Origin of the sequence: Pseudoduganella violacea (assembly GCF_014191875.1) — a bacterium.
Lineage (GTDB): Bacteria > Pseudomonadota > Gammaproteobacteria > Burkholderiales > Burkholderiaceae_D > Rugamonas > Rugamonas violacea_A.
The window spans coordinates 262,557-278,599 of record NZ_JACHXD010000010.1 but is presented as its reverse complement, the minus strand read 5'-3'; the positions used below and the strand labels follow the sequence as shown (position 1 = coordinate 278,599).

The window sequence follows — 16,043 nt, the reverse complement described above, 5'->3', positions numbered from 1 at the left end:
CATGGCCGATGGCGAACAGTGGGGATGCCGCTATTGTCTCAGGTCCGACTGCCGCGCGGAGCAGCGCCTGATGAATTAATCAGTGCTTCCCTAGAGAGGGCGGGAAGGCTTGCGGGGCCGACGTTTCGGAGGAATGCCGTTGCCGCCGTTCCCTACCTTCAATTATGGGGCCATAGTCGGGGCCAAATTAGACTGGCAATCGGATCGAGACAAGTAAAAATGGTGCTATTACGCTAGGGTGGTGATCTTGCCGATGAAGGTCTGAAGGTCAAGCATAAAAAGGCTATGCCCGCCGCGCAAGGGATTGAAAACTTTAGCGGCGGCGCCGCCTGTACAAGGCTGGGCTCGGCGGCTAGTATGAAGGAGTCACTTTTGTTGAGTGACCAACTCTGAGCAGGAGGTCATCATGGATCTTTCCATGCCTCGGGGCTGGGCCACCGCCGCACTGGCCTGCCTTGTCACATCCGCATTCGCACAGCAAGCCCCGGTCGCCGACCGGCCTGAACGCACGCAGGAAACCGTGCAGGTGTCGGCTCGGGCCATTGCAGCCTACCGCCTGGCGCCGCAGGAGTTCTACAACTACGAACAGCGCTACCTGCTGGAAAACGGCATGGTGCTTAGCTTCCACGAGAAGCGGCGGCATTACTATGTCCAATATAAGGATGAAACACCGCTGGAAATCTTTCCGCTGGCCGAAGGCGTCTTCATGACCGCCGCCGGCAGCCGCATGGAATTCAAGGAAGAGGGCGACATCATCGCCATCAGCCATCTCGAGCTGCTGCCGTATGCCGGCGGCCCCGCCATCGATCCTGCCCGCGTCTACGTCGCGCGCAGATAAAGCAGCAGATTCGCCTCCCCTGAAGTGCAGGCAGCATGGCGCCGCTTATCGGCGCGCCATGCGCTTCGTCGTGCCGATCCGGCCGTTCGTCGCCTGCACCGTGCGTTGCGCATGGTCGCTTGCTACCTTGAAAGCGTCCCCGCATATTCCAATACAGGGCGGCGACAATCCGGTAAACCACCTTCCCCAGGGAGCAAAAGCCATGAAAGCCTCGACCCTCAGCGCGCTGCTTGCGATCGCGCTCGCCGCCACCGGCGCCGCCTATGCCGCGCCGCAAACTGAACAGAACAGCGATGTGGTGCGCATCAGCGCCCAATCCACCTACCGCCATTCCAGCAGCGAATTCGCCAGCTACGAAAGCGCCTATCAGCTCAGCAATGGCCAGACCATGAAATTCACCCAGTTCGGCAACCACTTCTATGCCACGCTCAAAGGCGAACCGCGCCACAAGATTTTCGGCCAATCACCAGGGGTGTTCTTGACCGAGAGCGGTGCACTCATCGAATTCCGCGAGGACGGCGAAAAGCTGACTATCACCAATTTCGAGCGCATGTCTCCCCTGGCGCAAACGGGCCAGAACATCACGATGTACGCCAGCCGCTGAGTTGAGCGCCAGGCCCGCCATGGAGTGCCGCGACGGGCCTGGCCGCGCGCCGCCTCAATCCAGGCGGATCACCACTTTGCCGAATACCGCGCTGCTCTGATAGCGCTCGAAGGCGCGCTGGAAATCGGCCAGCGCGAAGACCTCGCCCACCACCGGCTTGAGCTGGTGCTGGCCGATGGCGCGCAGCATGTCTTCATACACATCGCGGCTGCCGGTCAGCACGCCGCGGATGCGCGCATTCTTGAACAGCAGCGGCAGCGTGAAATCGGGCGCCGTTCCCATGCCGGCCAGCAGGCCGACAAAGCCGATATAGCCGCCCTGGCGCAGCACCGAGAGGGAAGTCTGCATGCCGCTCAGGCCCGTCACCTCGATCACCATATCGACGCCGCGGCCGTCGGTGGCGGCCAGGATTTCGCCCGCCAGGTCGGTGCTGGTCTTATAGTTGAGCACCACGTCGGCGCCCAGCTCCAGCAGACGCGCGCGGCGCTCTTCCTTGCTGGTCGTAATGATGACGCGCGCGCCGAACAGCTTGGCCAGCTGCAGCGCCGCCAGCGACACGCCGCCGGTCCCTTGCAGCAGCACCGTGCGGCCCGGCGCGGCGCCGCCTTCGGTCAGCGCATTCCAGGCGGTCAGCGCGGCGATCGGCAGGGTCGCCGCTTCCTCATAGCTCAGGTGGGCCGGGAAGGCCACCAGGGCCTGTTCCGGCAGCACCGCGTACTCCTGCAGCATGCCGTCCAGCGGGCCGCCGTTCTGCGCGGCCTGGCGTTCCGGCGTCAGGTCGCCGGAGATGAAATCGCGCGTCATCATGCTGGTCACGCGGTCGCCCACCTTGAAGCGGCTCACGCCGGCGCCGACCGCCACCACCTCGCCGGCGCCGTCGGAAACCGGCACCAGGGGCAGCGCGTCGGCGGGAATGCCGTACATGCCGCTGGCCACCATATGGTCGCGGTAATTGAGCGAGACGGCGCGCACGCGCACCTTCACCTCATGCGGGCCGATGGCCGGTTCGGCGCGTTCGGCCAGCACCAGGCCGTCCTTGGTAAAGCTGCGCAATTCGACTGCTTTCATGTTTTCTCCGAAAGTGAGGGGTGAAGCCGCCAATGTACAATCGGACATTGCACTCGGTAAAGCGGGTAATATGCAATTCACTCTTGCAAGGAACGCTGGAATGAAAACGGAAGACCGCTTTGCCGAAATCTCGGCCTTTGTCGCCACGGTCAGGCATCAGAGCTTTGCGCTGGCGGCGCAGGCCATGACCTTGTCGTCGTCGGCGGTGAGCCGGCGCGTGTCGGCGCTGGAGGCGCGCCTGGGCGTGCGCCTGCTGACGCGCACCACGCGCAGCCTGCGCCTGACCGAGGCGGGCGAGCACTATTACGCCGACTGCCGCCGCCTGCTGGCCGAGATGGACGCGGCCGACCAGTCGCTGCGCGATGCGGCCGGCGCCGTGAGCGGCCGCCTCAAGCTGGCGCTGCCCGTCAGCTACGGCCACCTGCATGTGCTGCCCACGCTGCCCGGCTTCATGCGGCAGTATCCCGAGGTGGAAATCGACGTCTCGCTGTCCGACCGTTATGTGAATATCGTGGAGGAGAATGTGGACCTGGCGGTGCGCATCGGCAAACTGGTCGATTCCAGCCTGGTGGCCAAGCGCCTGCGTCCGGACGTGCGGCGCATCTGTGCCACGCCGGCCTATCTGGCCGAACATGGCACGCCCGCCACCCCGGCCGAACTGGGCCGGCACCGCGTGCTGCAATTCTCGCTGACGCCTTTTGGCGATGTGTGGCAGCTGACGCGGCGCGGCAAGACGGAATCGGTGAAGGTCAAGCCGCGCCTATGGGCCGACAGCGCGCAGATGACGCATGCGGCCGCGCTGGCGGGCCAGGGCATCGCCATCGTGCCGGCCTTTCTGGCGGCGGCCGATATCGCCGAAGGGCGCTTGCAGGTGGTCCTGCCGGAATGGAAGTTCGCGCCGACCGGGATCTGGGCCGTCTATCCCGGCGGGCGCCATTTGCCGCTGAAGGTGAGAAAACTGATCGCCTATCTGGAGCAGCACCTGCCGGTCTGCCCCTACGATCTGGGCGAGTGAAGGTCCCGGCGCTTACGCTGCGCGCGGCAGCGGATGCAGGGCGGCGACGTCGAGGCGCTCTTCCAGCAGCGCGAAGACGGCGTCCTTGGACAGCACATAGCGCTCCAGCAGCACATCCTTGATCGAGTCCATGACGGCGCGGTAATCGCCGATCGCCTGCAGGGTGTGGCTGTACAGCTCATCGGCCTTGGCTTCCACCTGGCCCAGCGTGTGTTCGGCCCCGCTCTCGCTCTTGAACTGGCTGTAGTCGAGCTTGGAGCGCGAATACATGGAGAGGCGGTTGACCATGGTGTCCAGCATCGAGGTGGCTTTCTGGATATCGTTCTGGCTGCCCACCGAAATGCCGCGCGCGCCGTAGAACAGCTCTTCGGCCGCCACGCCGCCGTACAGCTGCATCACGTCGCGCTCCATTTCCTCCAGGGTGCGCAGCGACATATCGTCGCCGGCCGACAGCACATAGCCCAGCGCATTGAGCTTGGACACCGACTCCGTGCTGATCTTCAGCAGATGCGATTTCTCCTTCACCTCGGCCAGGCTCAGGCCCGCGCGCAGATAGGGATCGATCTGCATGAAGAAGTGGCCCAGCTCGTGCAAGGCGATGCGCTCGCGCTGGCGGGTTTTTTCCGCCGTGGTGGCGCGGTCGGTCAGGCCGATGGTGGCGCGCTCGAAAGCGCGGAACAGCAGATCGGTATTGATTACGGCCTTTTCCTGGATCGAGAGCATGGAGGCGCGCTCCACCACCGTTTCCAGCAGGGCGGGACTGAGATTGTTGGTGATCTCGGCCACCTGGTTCAGGTCTACATCGTTCCAGTCGACGCAGCCTTCTTCCTTGCGCCGCAGGAAGGAGCGCAGCAGCTCCTGGCGCTCGGTCTTGTTGGGCAGGCGGAAATTGATCTTCACCGAGAAGCGGCGCAGCATGGCTTCATCCATCTGCGTCGAGGCGTCGTCGAAGTTGGAGGCCACCACCCAGATCACGCCCTTGCCTTCCTCGCTTTTCACGCCGTCCAGCAGGCCAAGCAGGGTGTTGGCGGTATCGTCTTCCCATTTCTTTTCGCCGCGGCCGCGCGGCATGAACAGGGCCTGGGCCTCGTCCAGGAAGATGATGCAGTTGCCGCGCGCGCAGGCCTTGCGGTACAGCGCGTTCAGGGCCTTGGAACCGCCGCCGATATAGCCCGATTCCAGCGCCGAACCGGATGCCTGGATCAGCGGGTAGTTGAGGCGCTTGGCCAGGTAGCCGGCCAGCTTGGTCTTGCCGGTGCCGGCGGGGCCGGTCAGCATCACATTGAACGGCTTGTCGATATTGTGCGATTTGTAGACGGCGCGGTTGCGTATCATGTCTTCCAGATGCAGCACTTCCTGCTTGATATCGTCCATGCCGATCAAGTCGTCCATGCTGCCTTTCAGCTTGTCGGGCGAGATCACGCTGGCCGACATGCCCATGCCGGGCAGGCCGGATTTGAGCAGGAACAGCACCACGGCCAGCACGAAGATGTCGAAGGCATGACGGCGCAGGAATTCGCCGCTGCCGGCCAGGGCGCCGCCCTCGTCCTGCAGCACGGCCTTGTGCGAGGCCAGGTACTCGTCCTTGGCGATGGCATACGGCAGGCCGTTGCGCAGCAGGACTTCGCGTTCCAGGCTCAGATGCGAGGTGCTGGGCACTTTCACCACATGCAGAGTGGCGGCGTTCTTGAATTTGTAGATATAGCGCGGCGCCTCCGACAGCGGGCGCGCGATCAGCAGGTAGTCGAGCTTCTCGCGCTGGGCCACCAGGGCGGTGATTTCGGAAATGTCCTGCGAACGCAGCACGGGGCTGCCGTCCTGCACGGCCTCGCGGCCCAGGGCGGCCCAGGCCACCAGGGCGCCCGTGAGCAGCAGCAGGGCGACGCGCACCCAGGTATTTTTAAGCGCCAGCTGAAGTTTGTAGAAATTAAACATGGACGTTCGGGCAATCAGGGAGTAACGAAATGCGCGGCGGCGGGGCGCAGGCGGATTGTCGTCGTGACGCTGTGCATGAACGCTGCTTGGGATGCAGCTTTTACTTTCAGACTTGGAAATATGCTGAGCGGCTACGCGGTGTATGGTGGGAATATAGCTCGCTTGCGCGGCTTTGTGTTTGGCTATCGCAAGAAAAAATTTTTCGACGCAACATCAATGGACAGCCTGTTAACATAAGGCTTAGTTGGGCGTTGTCCATTTTTCATACTTGCGGTCCAGGCGCTGGAAACTGCCGTCGTGGCGCATCTCGTCCAGGCTGGAATTCATGCGTTCGATCAAGCGGTCCGGCACCGAAGGATTGCACGCCAGATAAACTTTCACGCGATGAAAAACCAGCAAGGGCACGATCTTGCCCGTCAGTTTTTGCTGGGCCAGCAACTGGCTGCCGGTGCGCATGCCGACCGCCCACAGGTCGATGCGCTTGAGCAGCAGCTTTTGCGGATTGAGCGCGTCGCTCGCGACCGGCTCGACGCGCAAGCCGCGCGCCTGCAGATACTCTTCGCGCGCGTCGCCGTTATAGGTGCCGATGCGCAGGCCGCGCGCGTCGTCCAGGCTGCGCAGGCGCAGGCGCGCATCGGCGCGGCCCATCAGCACCCACTCCGACACGTCGGTCGGCCCCACCCATTTGAACAGGACTTCGCGCTCGGGCGTGCGTGCCGTCGAATACACGCAGGTGTGCGGCGCATGCTGGGCCAGGGTGTAGGCGCGCTTCCACGGCAGCAAGTCGAAGCTGTGCGGGATGTCGCTGCGTTCCAGCATTTCGCGCAGCTTGTCGGTTTCGCGGCCGCCGACGCGGCCTTCGACCAGCATGCTCGCTGGCGGCGAATGCTCGGTGGTCAGGTGCAGTTCCGGCGCCGCGGCTGGCCGGCAGCGGGCCATTGCGGAAATCGGCCAGGGTCTCGGTGTGCAGGCTGGCCGGCGAGGCGGCCCACGCCAGCGCCGGCGCGGCCAGCAGCAGGGCCGCCAGGCCGTGGCGCGGGCGCGCGCCTTTGGCGGCTGGCCGGCTTGCGGCGTCCGCGCCTGGCCGCCATGGGCCGCGCGGAGGGAAGGGAAGCGGCGTGGCCATGGCGGGCGCAGGGCGGGGTTGCGGGACGGGTTCAGTCAACGCGGCGGAACAGGCGGAAACGTTCGCTGCGGTCGGAGGCGCGGCGGCCTTCCCAGACCAGTTGCCAGTGCGGCGCGGGCGGCGCCGCCAAGTCTTTTTTGCTGCGGCCGCGCGTGCTGTCCTGCCACAGCAGCATGGAGCAGTTGCCGTCGTCGACGCGGGCGAAGGGCAGGTGGCCGAAGTAGGCGAAGGAGGCGCGCTGCGCCGGTCCCACATTGCTGTCGATGCAGCGCGTGCCGGCCGGCACGCTGGCCGCCGCCTGGTGCGCCACGGCCGCGTAGCTCTTGCTGTAGTTCATATGCGGCAGGAATAGGGTCATCAGCAGAATCCAGATCAGGATCAAGCCGCCCGAGGACAGCACCACGGCGCGCCACAGCACCGAAGGCTGGCGCGAGATGCGCCAATGCACCAGGGCGAACCAGCCGGCGGTGGCGATGCCCGCCACCACCAGGGCCAGCACGTGCAGCTCGGGCTGGAAGCCGGGCAGCAGCTTGAGCACATTATGCGCCGGACGCGGCGGCCAGCCCGTCAGCTGGGCGTACCAGAAGATCCACAGCACGGCGGCGCACAGGGTCAGCACCATGACCGAGAACCAGTCGATGGCGTTGATGGCGCCGCGCTTCATGGTCAGCAGGCCGAAGGCGGCCATGATGGCCAGCGGCGGCAGCAGCATCAGGAACTGGCCCTGTTCGGGATTCGGGTGGCACAGGGCCAGCAGCGAGGCCACGCTGACGAAGGCGGTCGGCACCACGATGTGCAGCAGATTGCTTTGGCGGCGCCAGGCGTACACCGCCCACAGCGCGAACGGCCAGGCCGGCCAGAAGAACCAGACGCCGACGCGCAGGAAGGCGCGCAGCGAATAGGTGCCGGGCAGGGCCAATTGGTTCAGGTTCCAGGCGGCCCAGGCGGCCAGCGGTTCCTGGCCATAGGGGCGGCTCAAAACGGCAGCCAGCAGCCAGGGCAGCGTCACCAGCAGGGCGGTGGCGGCGGCCAGCGCCAAGTCGCGCAGGGCGCGGCCCACGGGCAGGGCCAGGAAGCGGCCGCACAGGAACAGGGCCAGCAGCAGGGCGGCCGGCGTGACCCAGCCACGCGTCAGCGTCATCAGGCCCAGGGCCAGGCCGATCAGGGCCGCGTTGCGCAGCGAAGGCTTCTCCATATAGCGCACGGCGCGGTACAGGGTCAGGGCCAGCAGCGAGGTTTGCAGCGCCTCGGAGGTCGATTCATGGCTGTGCACCAGCAGGCCCAGGCAGCCGAGGTAGATCAGGGCGGCGGCATCGGCCAGGGTGCGGCCGAAATCGTTGGGTTCGGGCTGGCCGCCGAAGGCCAGGCGCAGCGGCTGGGCCTCGGGCCGGCGGCCCAGATTGAAGGTGGCGTACCACAGCGACAGGGTGCCGAGCAGGAAGACGCCGATGGTGGCCACGCGCGCGCCCAGCACATCGCCGAGCAGCCAGCCGAACAGCTTGATGCCGAGGGCGCCCAGCCAGAAGGCCAGCGGCCCTTCTTCCGGCATGGACAGGCCGGCCACGTTCGGCCACAGCCAGTCCTGCCAGCCGCCTTGGGCCATGGTCCACATCACGCCGAAGCTGGCTGCGTCATCGTTCTTCCACGGTTCGCGCCCGATCAGGCCCGGCAGGATGTACAGCAGGCCCAGGGCATACAGGGCCCAGCGGGGCAGGGCAAGGGTGGCGGCGGCAGGCAGACGGACTGGCTTCATCGGCGTTACAAGTAAGGGAAACGGGAAGAGAGTAGCAGCGATAATAAAAAAAAGGCAGCCGTAGCTGCCTTTTTTTCGCTGAGCGGCAGATTAGCCTGCTGCAACGGCGGTTTTGGAACCGACTTTGCCGAACTTCTGGCGGAATTTTTCCACGCGGCCGGCGGTGTCGACGATCTTGTGTTGACCGGTGTAGAACGGGTGCGATTCAGCGGACACCTCGATCTTCACCAGCGGATACTCTTTACCTTCGTGGGTAGCGGTTTCGCGGGTCTGGATGGTCGAACGGGTGATGAATTTGAAGTCGCAGGACACGTCTACGAACAGGACTTCACGGTAATCTGGATGGATTTCGGCTTTCATGTGCTTCTCTCTCAAGGTTTGGTAGCCAAACAGCACTTCGTCGGTCCTTGCTGCCTCTCGACCCGATTGCCGCTCACTTGCCAGGTGGTTAAAAAATCAACCGCTGATTATACATTGGATGCAAAAAAGCGGCAAGCCGGCTGGTGCCGGGCTTGCCGCTTTGACAGCGCAGGGGCGGAAAATCAGCCGCCGCGGCGCATCAGGTCGAAGAATTCCAGATTGGTCTTCGTCGACTTCATCTTGTCGAGGATGAACTCCATCGCTTCGATCTCGTCCATCGAGTACAGCAGCTTGCGCAGGATCCAGATTTTCTGCAGCTGGTCCGGCTTGATCAGCAGCTCTTCGCGGCGGGTGCCCGATTTGTTCAGGTTGATCGACGGGTAGACGCGTTTTTCGGCCAGGCGGCGCTCCAGGTGCACCTCCATATTGCCGGTACCCTTGAATTCTTCGTAGATCACGTCGTCCATGCGCGAACCGGTTTCGATCAGCGCGGTGGCGACGATGGTCAGCGAGCCGCCTTCTTCCACATTACGCGCGGCGCCGAAGAAGCGCTTCGGACGTTGCAGGGCGTTGGCGTCGACACCGCCGGTCAGCACCTTGCCCGAAGCCGGGATCACGGTGTTGTAGGCGCGCGCCAGACGGGTGATCGAATCCAGCAGGATGACCACGTCTTTTTTCATCTCGACCAGGCGCTTGGCTTTTTCCAGCACCATCTCGGCGACCTGCACGTGGCGGGTGGCCGGTTCGTCGAAGGTGGAGGCCACCACTTCGCCGCGCACCGAGCGCTGCATCTCCGTCACCTCTTCCGGACGTTCATCGATCAGCAGCACGATCAGGGTGACGTCGGGGTGGTTGGCGGTGATGGCGTGGGCGATATGCTGCAGCATCACGGACTTGCCGGACTTCGGCGACGCGACCAGCAGGCCGCGCTGGCCTTTGCCGATCGGCGAGATCAGGTCGATGATGCGGCCGGTGATGTTCTCGGCGCCGTTCATCTCGCGCTCCAGGCGCAGCGGTTCCTGCGGGTGCAGCGGCGTCAGGTTCTCAAACAGAATGCGGTGTTTCGAGGCTTCCGGCGATTCGCCGTTGACCTTGTCTACCTTGACCAGGGCGAAATAGCGTTCGCCATCCTTGGGAGTGCGCACCTCGCCCTCGATCGAGTCGCCGGTGTGCAGATTGAAGCGGCGGATCTGGGATGGGGAGATGTAGATGTCGTCGGTCGAGGCCATGTAGCTGGCGTCGGGCGAGCGCAGGAAGCCGAAGCCGTCCGGCAGCACTTCCAGGGCGCCGTCGCCGAAAATCTGCTCGCCGGCTTTGGCGCGTTTCTTCAGGATTGCGAACATCAGTTCCTGCTTGCGCAGGCGAGCCGCATTGTCGATGTCAAGACCAATGGCCATTTCCAGCAAGGCGGAAACGTGCATAGCCTTAAGTTCAGATAGATGCATATGTGTTGAGTGTCCCGTGACGGGAAATTAGGTAGGGGAGGGAACTGCGTGGATTATTATCAAAAAGGCCAGAGTCTGAGCCCTAGGCCGGCCAGGCAGGCGGCGCTGCGGGCGCAGCGCCGCCTATCTTACTCAAAGATTGCTGTCAATGAAAGAGGTCAGCTGGCCTTTTGCCATCGCGCCGACTTTTTGTGCCTTCATCACGCCACCGGCGAACAGCATCAGGGTCGGAATGCCGCGGATGCCGAATTTAGCCGGCACGGACTGGTTGCTGTCCACGTCCATCTTGGCGACGGTCAGCTTGCCGTCGTATTCCTTGGCCACTTCTTCCAGCATCGGCGCGATGCTCTTGCAAGGACCGCACCATTCGGCCCAGAAGTCCACCAGCACGGGACGGTCAGCTTTCAGCACGTCGGCTTCGAACGACGCGTCGGTAATATGTTTGATGTTTTCGCTCATGTTTTGCCTCAATCGAGGGTGAAATCAATAACGCCTGGGCACGCCATCTTGCCAGCTTTCGCCATCAGGGCCGTCTGTGTTACTGCTTGTATGCAGGAGATGGAGCTGATGCGCGCTAATTCAATATTGGGGTGGCAAGAGGGAATCAGGCGGGGAATGAATCAAATAATAACCCATTTTGCGCGCTTGTGCGGAAGATTGCTCCCCGGTTATTAGTGTTTATTATCTAATGCGGCCGATCCGGGCGCTGCCGCAGGCCGCGCGCCAGCGCCACCAGGTCGCCCAGTTCCCCGGCCGCCAGCGGTTTGCTGCAGGCGCCGAGAATGGTCAGCCCCTGGGCCATGGCCAGCATTTCGGCCGCCTGCAGGATGCGCGGGTCCATGCCAGACAACAGCACCACGCCGCCGCGGAAATCGCTTTCGGCGGTCAGGCGCAGGAATTCGATGCCGTCCATCTCGGGCATGGACAGGTCGCAGATCAGCAGCTCCGGGCGGTGCTTGCCCAGCGCCTGCAGGGCGGCGCGCGCATCGCGCTCGCTGCGCACATCGATGTCGCCATCCACCTCCTCCAGGATATCGCCCAGCATGGACAGCATGAAGGGGTCGTCGTCCAGCAGCAGGACGCGCAAGGGGGCGGTGCTGGCCAGCGCGGCTTCAGTCATCATTGGCGAAAGAGGTGTTGGTCATGATCTGCTCCACGATACGTTCCAGCAGGGGCCACAGACGGGCCAGGATGGCGCGCGCCTGGGCCGCTTCCTCGGCCGGCGCGCCAGCCGGCAGGTTTTCCAGATTTAAGCACAATTCAGCCATGCCCAGCGCACCCACCGTGCGCGCCGAGGACTTGATGCGGTGGCCCAGTTCGCGCATGCGCTGGATTTCGCCGTTGGCCAGCGCCGTTTCCATTTCGCGGAAGCCCGCTTCCGTCGTCTGCAGGAATTTAAACGCGAATTTGCGCACCTTCTGCGGGTGGTAGCCCAGCAGCTTGGCCAGGATCGACAGGTCGATGATTTCCGGATCACCCGCCAGCGTGGGCGTGAAGGCCGGCGCGCGCGCGGCCGGCGGCGTGCCGTCCTGCTCCGCGCGCGGCGGCAGCCAGCGCGCGATGGTGCGGTACATCAGGGCCGGCTGGATCGGTTTCGAGATGAAATCGTCCATGCCGGCGTCGATGCAGCGCGCGCGGTCGTCGCTGGTGGCGGTGGCCGTCATGGCCAGCACCCGCATCTCGGCCAGGCGCGGATCGGCGCGGATGCGGCGCGTCGCTTCCAGCCCGTCCATGAGCGGCATCTGCACATCCATCAGCACGCAGTCGAACGGCGTCTGGCGCAGCAGGTCGAGCGCTTCCGCGCCGTTATTGGCCAGGCACACCGAAGAACCGGCTTCCTCCAGCATTTCCAGCGCGATCTGCTGGTTGAAGGTATTGTCTTCCACCAGCAGGATGCGGGCATCCTTCAGCGCCTGCATCACGGTGGCGCTGCGCGCGCTGTCGACCAGCTCGGCCGCCGCCTCGCTGACCTGGCTGATCAACTGCGGCACGGCGCGGCTGGACACGCCCAGCTGGGCGGTGAACCAGAAGGTGGAGCCGGCGCCGGGCGCGCTGCGCACGCCCACTTCGCCGCCCATCAGCTGGGCCAATTGCTTGCAGATGGCCAGGCCAAGGCCGGTGCCGCCGTATTCGCGCGTGGTGGAGGTGTCGGCCTGCTGGAAGGACTGGAACAGCTTGCCCATTTCCGCGTCCGACATGCCGATGCCATGGTCGCTCACCTCGAACAGCAGCACGCAATGCTGCTCGTCGCCCACCACATGGCGCACGCGGACATCGATGCTGCCTTGCTCGCTGAACTTGATGGCGTTATTGGTGTAGTTGATCAGCACCTGGCCGATGCGCAGCGGGTCGCCGCGCAGCACGGCCGGCAGCGCCGGATCGAGGTCGAAATTCAGGGTCAGCTCCTTGCTGGCTGCCTTCGGCGCCACCACCGTGGTCAGGGTCTGCATCACATGGTCGAGGGAAAAGTCGACCTGCTCGATTTCCAGCTTGCCGGCCTCGATCTTGGAAATGTCGAGGATATCGTCGATGATGCCCAGCAGGTGCTCGCCGGCGAAACGGATCTTTTCCAGGTAGTCGCGCTGGCGCGGATCGAGTTCGGTCTTCAGCGCCAGATAGGCCATGCCGATCACGCCGTTCATCGGCGTGCGGATCTCGTGGCTCATATTGGCCAGGAACTGGCCCTTGGCCTGGCTGGCTTCCTCGGCGATCTTGCGCGCCTCGTCCAGCTGGGCGGTGCGGCGCTGCACGCGCTCTTCCAGGGTTTCGTTCAATTCGCGCAACTCGCGCTCGGCGCGCTTGCTGTCCGTGATGTCGATGCACATGCAGATCAGATAGGCGGGCAGGCCGCGCTCGTCGAACACCGGCTTCTTGAAGGTGCGCAGGTGGCGCAGCTGGCGCATCACCGGATTCCAGATCGCTTCCTCATAGTCGATCAGCACGCCACCGGCAAACGCTTCGCGGTCCTTGCGGCGGATGGTTTCCAGATCCTCGGGCGCATGGAAGGCGCTGTCGTCGCCGCCGTTGAGTTCATGGAAGTGGAAGCCGAACTGCTGTTCGCAGGCGGGATTCATCAGCAGGAAGCGGCCCTGCGGGTCCTTGATGAACAGGCCGGTCGGCATCATCTTGATGATTTCCTGCAGGCGTTGCTCGCCCTGGCGCACCGCGTCCTCGCTGCGCTTGCGGTAGCTGATGTCGGTCAGGCTGGCCACGGCCATGCTGGCGCCGCCGTATTCGTTGCGCAGCGGCTCGACGTTCACCGACAGCCAGCTGGTGCCGCCGTCGGCCTGGGTCACGCCCATCACCACATCGCGCACCGAGCGGCCGCTGGACAGGGCCTCGTGCACCGGATGCTCGTTGTAGTCGAAGGCTTCGCCGTTTTCGCGCACGCCCGGCCACAGCGCCGCGCCGCCCACCGCGGCCGGCCCCAGCATGCGCGCCGCCGCCGCATTGCTTTCCAAAATCGTGCCTTCGCTGTTGAGTACCACCAGGCCATTGGTCACGGTGTTGAAGACGGACGCCATGCGCTGGCTGGAATTGCGCAGCGCCATCTCGGCCAGGCGGCGGTCGGTGATGTCGGTGATCATGGCCAGCGTGCCGGCATAGGCGCCGTCGTCGGCATTGATGACGGTGGTCGAGAGCAGGCCCCACATGGCCGACCGGTCCTTGCGGTAGAAGCGCACGTCGCCCTGCTCGGCCACGCCGGACGGGTAGCGCCGCTGCTGCTGGCGGCGCAGCAGTTCCTGCCCTTCGCTGTCCATGAATTCGCCCATCGGATGGCCCAGCATTTCCTCCATCTCGTAGCCCAGCATGCGCGCCATGGTGGGGTTGACGAAGGTCGTCATGTCCTCGGCGTCGGTCATCCAGATGCCTTCGGCGGCGGTCTGCACGATCAGGCGGTAGCGCTCCGAACTGGCGTGCAGGGCTTCCTCGGTGCGCTGGCGCTGGGTCATGTCGCGCAGCGCGATGACGGACAAGCCCTGGCCCGCGATCTGGATCGGCGACAGGTGGACCATGGCCGGGAAACGGCTGCCATCCTCGCGCCGCGCCGTCAGCACGCGGCCCGGCAGGCGCGGACGGGAAAACAGCTCGCGCGGTCCGCCCGGCGCGCTGCGCATCATGTCCGGCACCAGTTGTTCCAGCGACAGGCCGGCCATCTGGTTCTCTGCATAGCCGAAGCAGCCGCTGCAGGCCGTATTGGCATAGCGCACCCGCCCGTTGCGGTCGGCCACCAGCATGGGGCCGGGCGTGGCCTCCAGCACGGCGGCCACGCGCGCCTCCTCGGCCTGGGCGCGGTCGCTGATGTCGCCCAGGGTGCCGCTCACGCGCAGCGGCTTGCCGTTGGCGGCGCGCGCGATCACCATGCCGCGCGCCAGCACCCATTTATGGCTGCCGTCGCGGCAGCGCATGCGGAATTCCCAGTTGAAGGGGGCGGGATGGGCTTCCGGCTGGTCGAAGGCGGCGATATCGTGGACCAGGCGCGGCCGGTCGTCTTCATGCACATGCTGCAGCCACTCTTCCGCATTGGCCGGGCGCAGCTCGTCCGCCTCGTAGCCGAGGATGGCGCAGTAGCGCGGCGACAGGTGCAGATGCTGCTGTGCCGGCTGCCAATCCCACACGCCTTCGCCCGAGCCCTGCAGCGCGAAGTCGACCATGCGTTCGGCCTCGGTGGCCTGGGTGCGCGCGCCGTGCAGCTCGCGGCGCAGGCGCTGCAGGCGCCATACCATGGCGCCGACCAGCAGCAGCACGACCGCCGCCACCCCGCCGGCCAGCACTTCCCAGGCGCGCCAGGCCGAGGGCGGCTGATACAGAAAATCGTCGAGATCGACCTCGCCCTTGAGCATGTCCAGGCTGGCGTAGGTATTCAGGATGGCGCGCCAGCGCGCCGGGCTGCTTTCGCCCAGGCCGGCGGCGGGCCGGTCGAGCAGGGGGATGGTCTGGTGCGCCTCGTACAGCAGGTGTTCGCGGCTGTTGCGGTCCGGGTAGCGGGCGCGGATCAGGTCCACGATTTCGGCCGGGTGTTCGATCGCATACTGCCAGCCGCGCAGGGTGGCGGCGCGCATGGCGCGCGCGCGCGCCGGATGCTCGCGCAGCTCACTCTCGGTGGTATACAGCACGTCGCCGTAGAAATCGATGCCGACCGTGCGCGGCGACAGCACGTCATAGTGCAGGATGCTGCGGTCCAGCACGAAGGGCGCGTCGGTCACATAGGCCGAGGCGGCGTCGATGCGGCCGGCGATCAGCTCTTCCAGGCTGCGGCGCGCCGGCAGCATTTGCAGGAAGCCCAGATCGACGCCATCCTGCTTCAGATAGGCCAACAGCTCGCCGTTGTTCGGCGCCAGCATGATGCGGCGGCGCGCCCACGGCAGCGGTTTGCCGTCCTCGCCGCGGCGCTTGAGCCAGACGGCGGGCGAATGCTGGAAGATCGAGGCCAGCACCACCAGCGGCTGGCCGGCCGCGCGCTGCAGCAGCAAGCCGCTGTTGCCGACGCCATACTGGGCCTGGCCCGACAGCACGTTCTGCGTCAGGTCGGCGTCGGCCTGCCCTTCGAGCAGGGTCACGTCCAGGCCGGCCTCGCGGTAAAAGCCCTTGTCCTGGGCGGCGTAGTAGCCGGCGAATTGGAACTGGTGGCGCCATTTGAGCTGCACCGTGACTTTCTCCGCCGCCCCGGCCGGCGCCAGCGTGCAGACCAGGACCAGCACCGCGGCCCGGCAAGCGAGGCGGCGCAGGGCGGGAGCTGGGCTGCTTGGTCGATGGCGATGCAACAAGGGCTTCCCTTTCTGGCAGCTGGAAGACGTGCTGGCGCGATGGGCCCGGCTCGGCTAGCGGGGCCAAACAACTATAGCATCGAAATTTTGCTCGTGGCGACTACTTTTTGCGGAGGAAAAGCGGGGATCTT

General features: G+C 65.0%; 13 protein-coding genes. 4 read left to right on the top strand and 9 right to left on the bottom strand.

Going from position 1 to position 16,043, the window contains the following annotated elements; translation table 11 throughout:
* The first annotated feature begins 406 nt into the window (after positions 1-406).
* Both FHS03_RS18605 and FHS03_RS18600 read left to right on the top strand, forming a co-directional pair.
* Positions 407-838, top strand: a complete 432-nt coding sequence (locus tag FHS03_RS18605; protein WP_183442435.1) for a hypothetical protein — start codon at positions 407-409, stop codon at positions 836-838.
* A 202-nt stretch (positions 839-1,040) separates the two neighbouring features.
* Entirely contained in the window at positions 1,041-1,442 is a 402-nt protein-coding gene (locus FHS03_RS18600) for a hypothetical protein (RefSeq protein WP_183442434.1), read from the top strand.
* A gap of 54 nt (positions 1,443-1,496) precedes the next feature.
* On the opposite strand, the gene FHS03_RS18595 is transcribed toward FHS03_RS18600, so the two are convergent.
* Complete coding sequence (locus FHS03_RS18595; RefSeq protein WP_183442433.1) at positions 1,497-2,510, bottom strand: zinc-dependent alcohol dehydrogenase family protein; 1,014 nt, start codon at positions 2,508-2,510, stop codon at positions 1,497-1,499.
* 100 nt (positions 2,511-2,610) lie between these two features.
* Between FHS03_RS18595 and FHS03_RS18590 the strand changes: the two genes are divergently transcribed.
* Positions 2,611-3,525: a LysR family transcriptional regulator gene (locus FHS03_RS18590; protein WP_183442432.1), complete on the top strand. Its 915-nt coding sequence runs from the start codon at positions 2,611-2,613 to the stop codon at positions 3,523-3,525.
* A gap of 12 nt (positions 3,526-3,537) precedes the next feature.
* Here the strand turns inward: FHS03_RS18590 and FHS03_RS18585 are convergent, their stop codons facing one another.
* Positions 3,538-5,460, bottom strand: coding sequence for an AAA family ATPase (locus FHS03_RS18585; protein ID WP_183442431.1), 1,923 nt, complete (start codon positions 5,458-5,460; stop codon positions 3,538-3,540).
* Positions 5,461-5,535: 75 nt separating this feature from the next.
* On the opposite strand from FHS03_RS18585, the gene FHS03_RS18580 reads away from it, so the two are divergent.
* The gene (locus tag FHS03_RS18580; RefSeq protein WP_183442430.1) at positions 5,536-5,697 is read left to right on the top strand and encodes a hypothetical protein; all 162 of its coding nucleotides are present in this window, start codon (positions 5,536-5,538) and stop codon (positions 5,695-5,697) included.
* 3 nt (positions 5,698-5,700) lie between these two features.
* Here FHS03_RS18580 and FHS03_RS18575 read toward each other — a convergent pair whose 3' ends face one another.
* From FHS03_RS18575 to FHS03_RS18545, 7 genes are all read right to left on the bottom strand, one after another.
* Positions 5,701-6,399, bottom strand: coding sequence for a substrate-binding periplasmic protein (locus tag FHS03_RS18575; protein ID WP_183442429.1), 699 nt, complete (start codon positions 6,397-6,399; stop codon positions 5,701-5,703).
* A 218-nt stretch (positions 6,400-6,617) separates the two neighbouring features.
* Positions 6,618-8,339, bottom strand: coding sequence for an ArnT family glycosyltransferase (locus tag FHS03_RS18570; protein WP_183442428.1), 1,722 nt, complete (start codon positions 8,337-8,339; stop codon positions 6,618-6,620).
* A 90-nt stretch (positions 8,340-8,429) separates the two neighbouring features.
* Positions 8,430-8,699, bottom strand: coding sequence for a type B 50S ribosomal protein L31 (locus FHS03_RS18565; RefSeq protein ID WP_176347368.1), 270 nt, complete (start codon positions 8,697-8,699; stop codon positions 8,430-8,432).
* A gap of 182 nt (positions 8,700-8,881) precedes the next feature.
* A complete protein-coding gene (gene rho, locus FHS03_RS18560) occupies positions 8,882-10,144 on the bottom strand; it encodes a transcription termination factor Rho (RefSeq protein ID WP_050411450.1) in 1,263 nt (420 codons plus the stop codon).
* Between the two features lie 132 nt (positions 10,145-10,276).
* Positions 10,277-10,603, bottom strand: a complete 327-nt coding sequence (trxA, locus tag FHS03_RS18555; RefSeq protein ID WP_183442427.1) for a thioredoxin TrxA — start codon at positions 10,601-10,603, stop codon at positions 10,277-10,279.
* Positions 10,604-10,829: 226 nt separating this feature from the next.
* The gene (locus FHS03_RS18550; protein WP_229426276.1) at positions 10,830-11,267 is read right to left on the bottom strand and encodes a response regulator; all 438 of its coding nucleotides are present in this window, start codon (positions 11,265-11,267) and stop codon (positions 10,830-10,832) included.
* On the bottom strand, positions 11,257-15,912 hold the full coding sequence (locus FHS03_RS18545; protein WP_229426275.1) for a PAS domain S-box protein: 4,656 nt from the start codon (positions 15,910-15,912) through the stop codon (positions 11,257-11,259). Before FHS03_RS18545 ends, FHS03_RS18550 begins: the two co-directional genes overlap by 11 nt.
* Positions 15,913-16,043 lie beyond the last annotated feature (131 nt).

Bases quoted from the DNA above. Each gene is read 5' to 3' on its own strand.
- FHS03_RS18605 (WP_183442435.1), top strand. From the start codon at position 407: ATGGATCTTTCCATGCCTCGGGGCTGGGCCACCGCCGCACTGGCCTGC.
- FHS03_RS18600 (WP_183442434.1), top strand. From the start codon at position 1,041: ATGAAAGCCTCGACCCTCAGCGCGCTGCTTGCGATCGCGCTCGCCGCC.
- FHS03_RS18595 (WP_183442433.1), bottom strand. From the start codon at position 2,510: ATGAAAGCAGTCGAATTGCGCAGCTTTACCAAGGACGGCCTGGTGCTG.
- FHS03_RS18590 (WP_183442432.1), top strand. From the start codon at position 2,611: ATGAAAACGGAAGACCGCTTTGCCGAAATCTCGGCCTTTGTCGCCACG.
- FHS03_RS18585 (WP_183442431.1), bottom strand. From the start codon at position 5,460: ATGTTTAATTTCTACAAACTTCAGCTGGCGCTTAAAAATACCTGGGTG.
- FHS03_RS18580 (WP_183442430.1), top strand. From the start codon at position 5,536: ATGAACGCTGCTTGGGATGCAGCTTTTACTTTCAGACTTGGAAATATG.
- FHS03_RS18575 (WP_183442429.1), bottom strand. From the start codon at position 6,399: ATGGCCCGCTGCCGGCCAGCCGCGGCGCCGGAACTGCACCTGACCACC.
- FHS03_RS18570 (WP_183442428.1), bottom strand. From the start codon at position 8,339: ATGAAGCCAGTCCGTCTGCCTGCCGCCGCCACCCTTGCCCTGCCCCGC.
- FHS03_RS18565 (WP_176347368.1), bottom strand. From the start codon at position 8,699: ATGAAAGCCGAAATCCATCCAGATTACCGTGAAGTCCTGTTCGTAGAC.
- rho (WP_050411450.1), bottom strand. From the start codon at position 10,144: ATGCATCTATCTGAACTTAAGGCTATGCACGTTTCCGCCTTGCTGGAA.
- trxA (WP_183442427.1), bottom strand. From the start codon at position 10,603: ATGAGCGAAAACATCAAACATATTACCGACGCGTCGTTCGAAGCCGAC.
- FHS03_RS18550 (WP_229426276.1), bottom strand. From the start codon at position 11,267: ATGATGACTGAAGCCGCGCTGGCCAGCACCGCCCCCTTGCGCGTCCTG.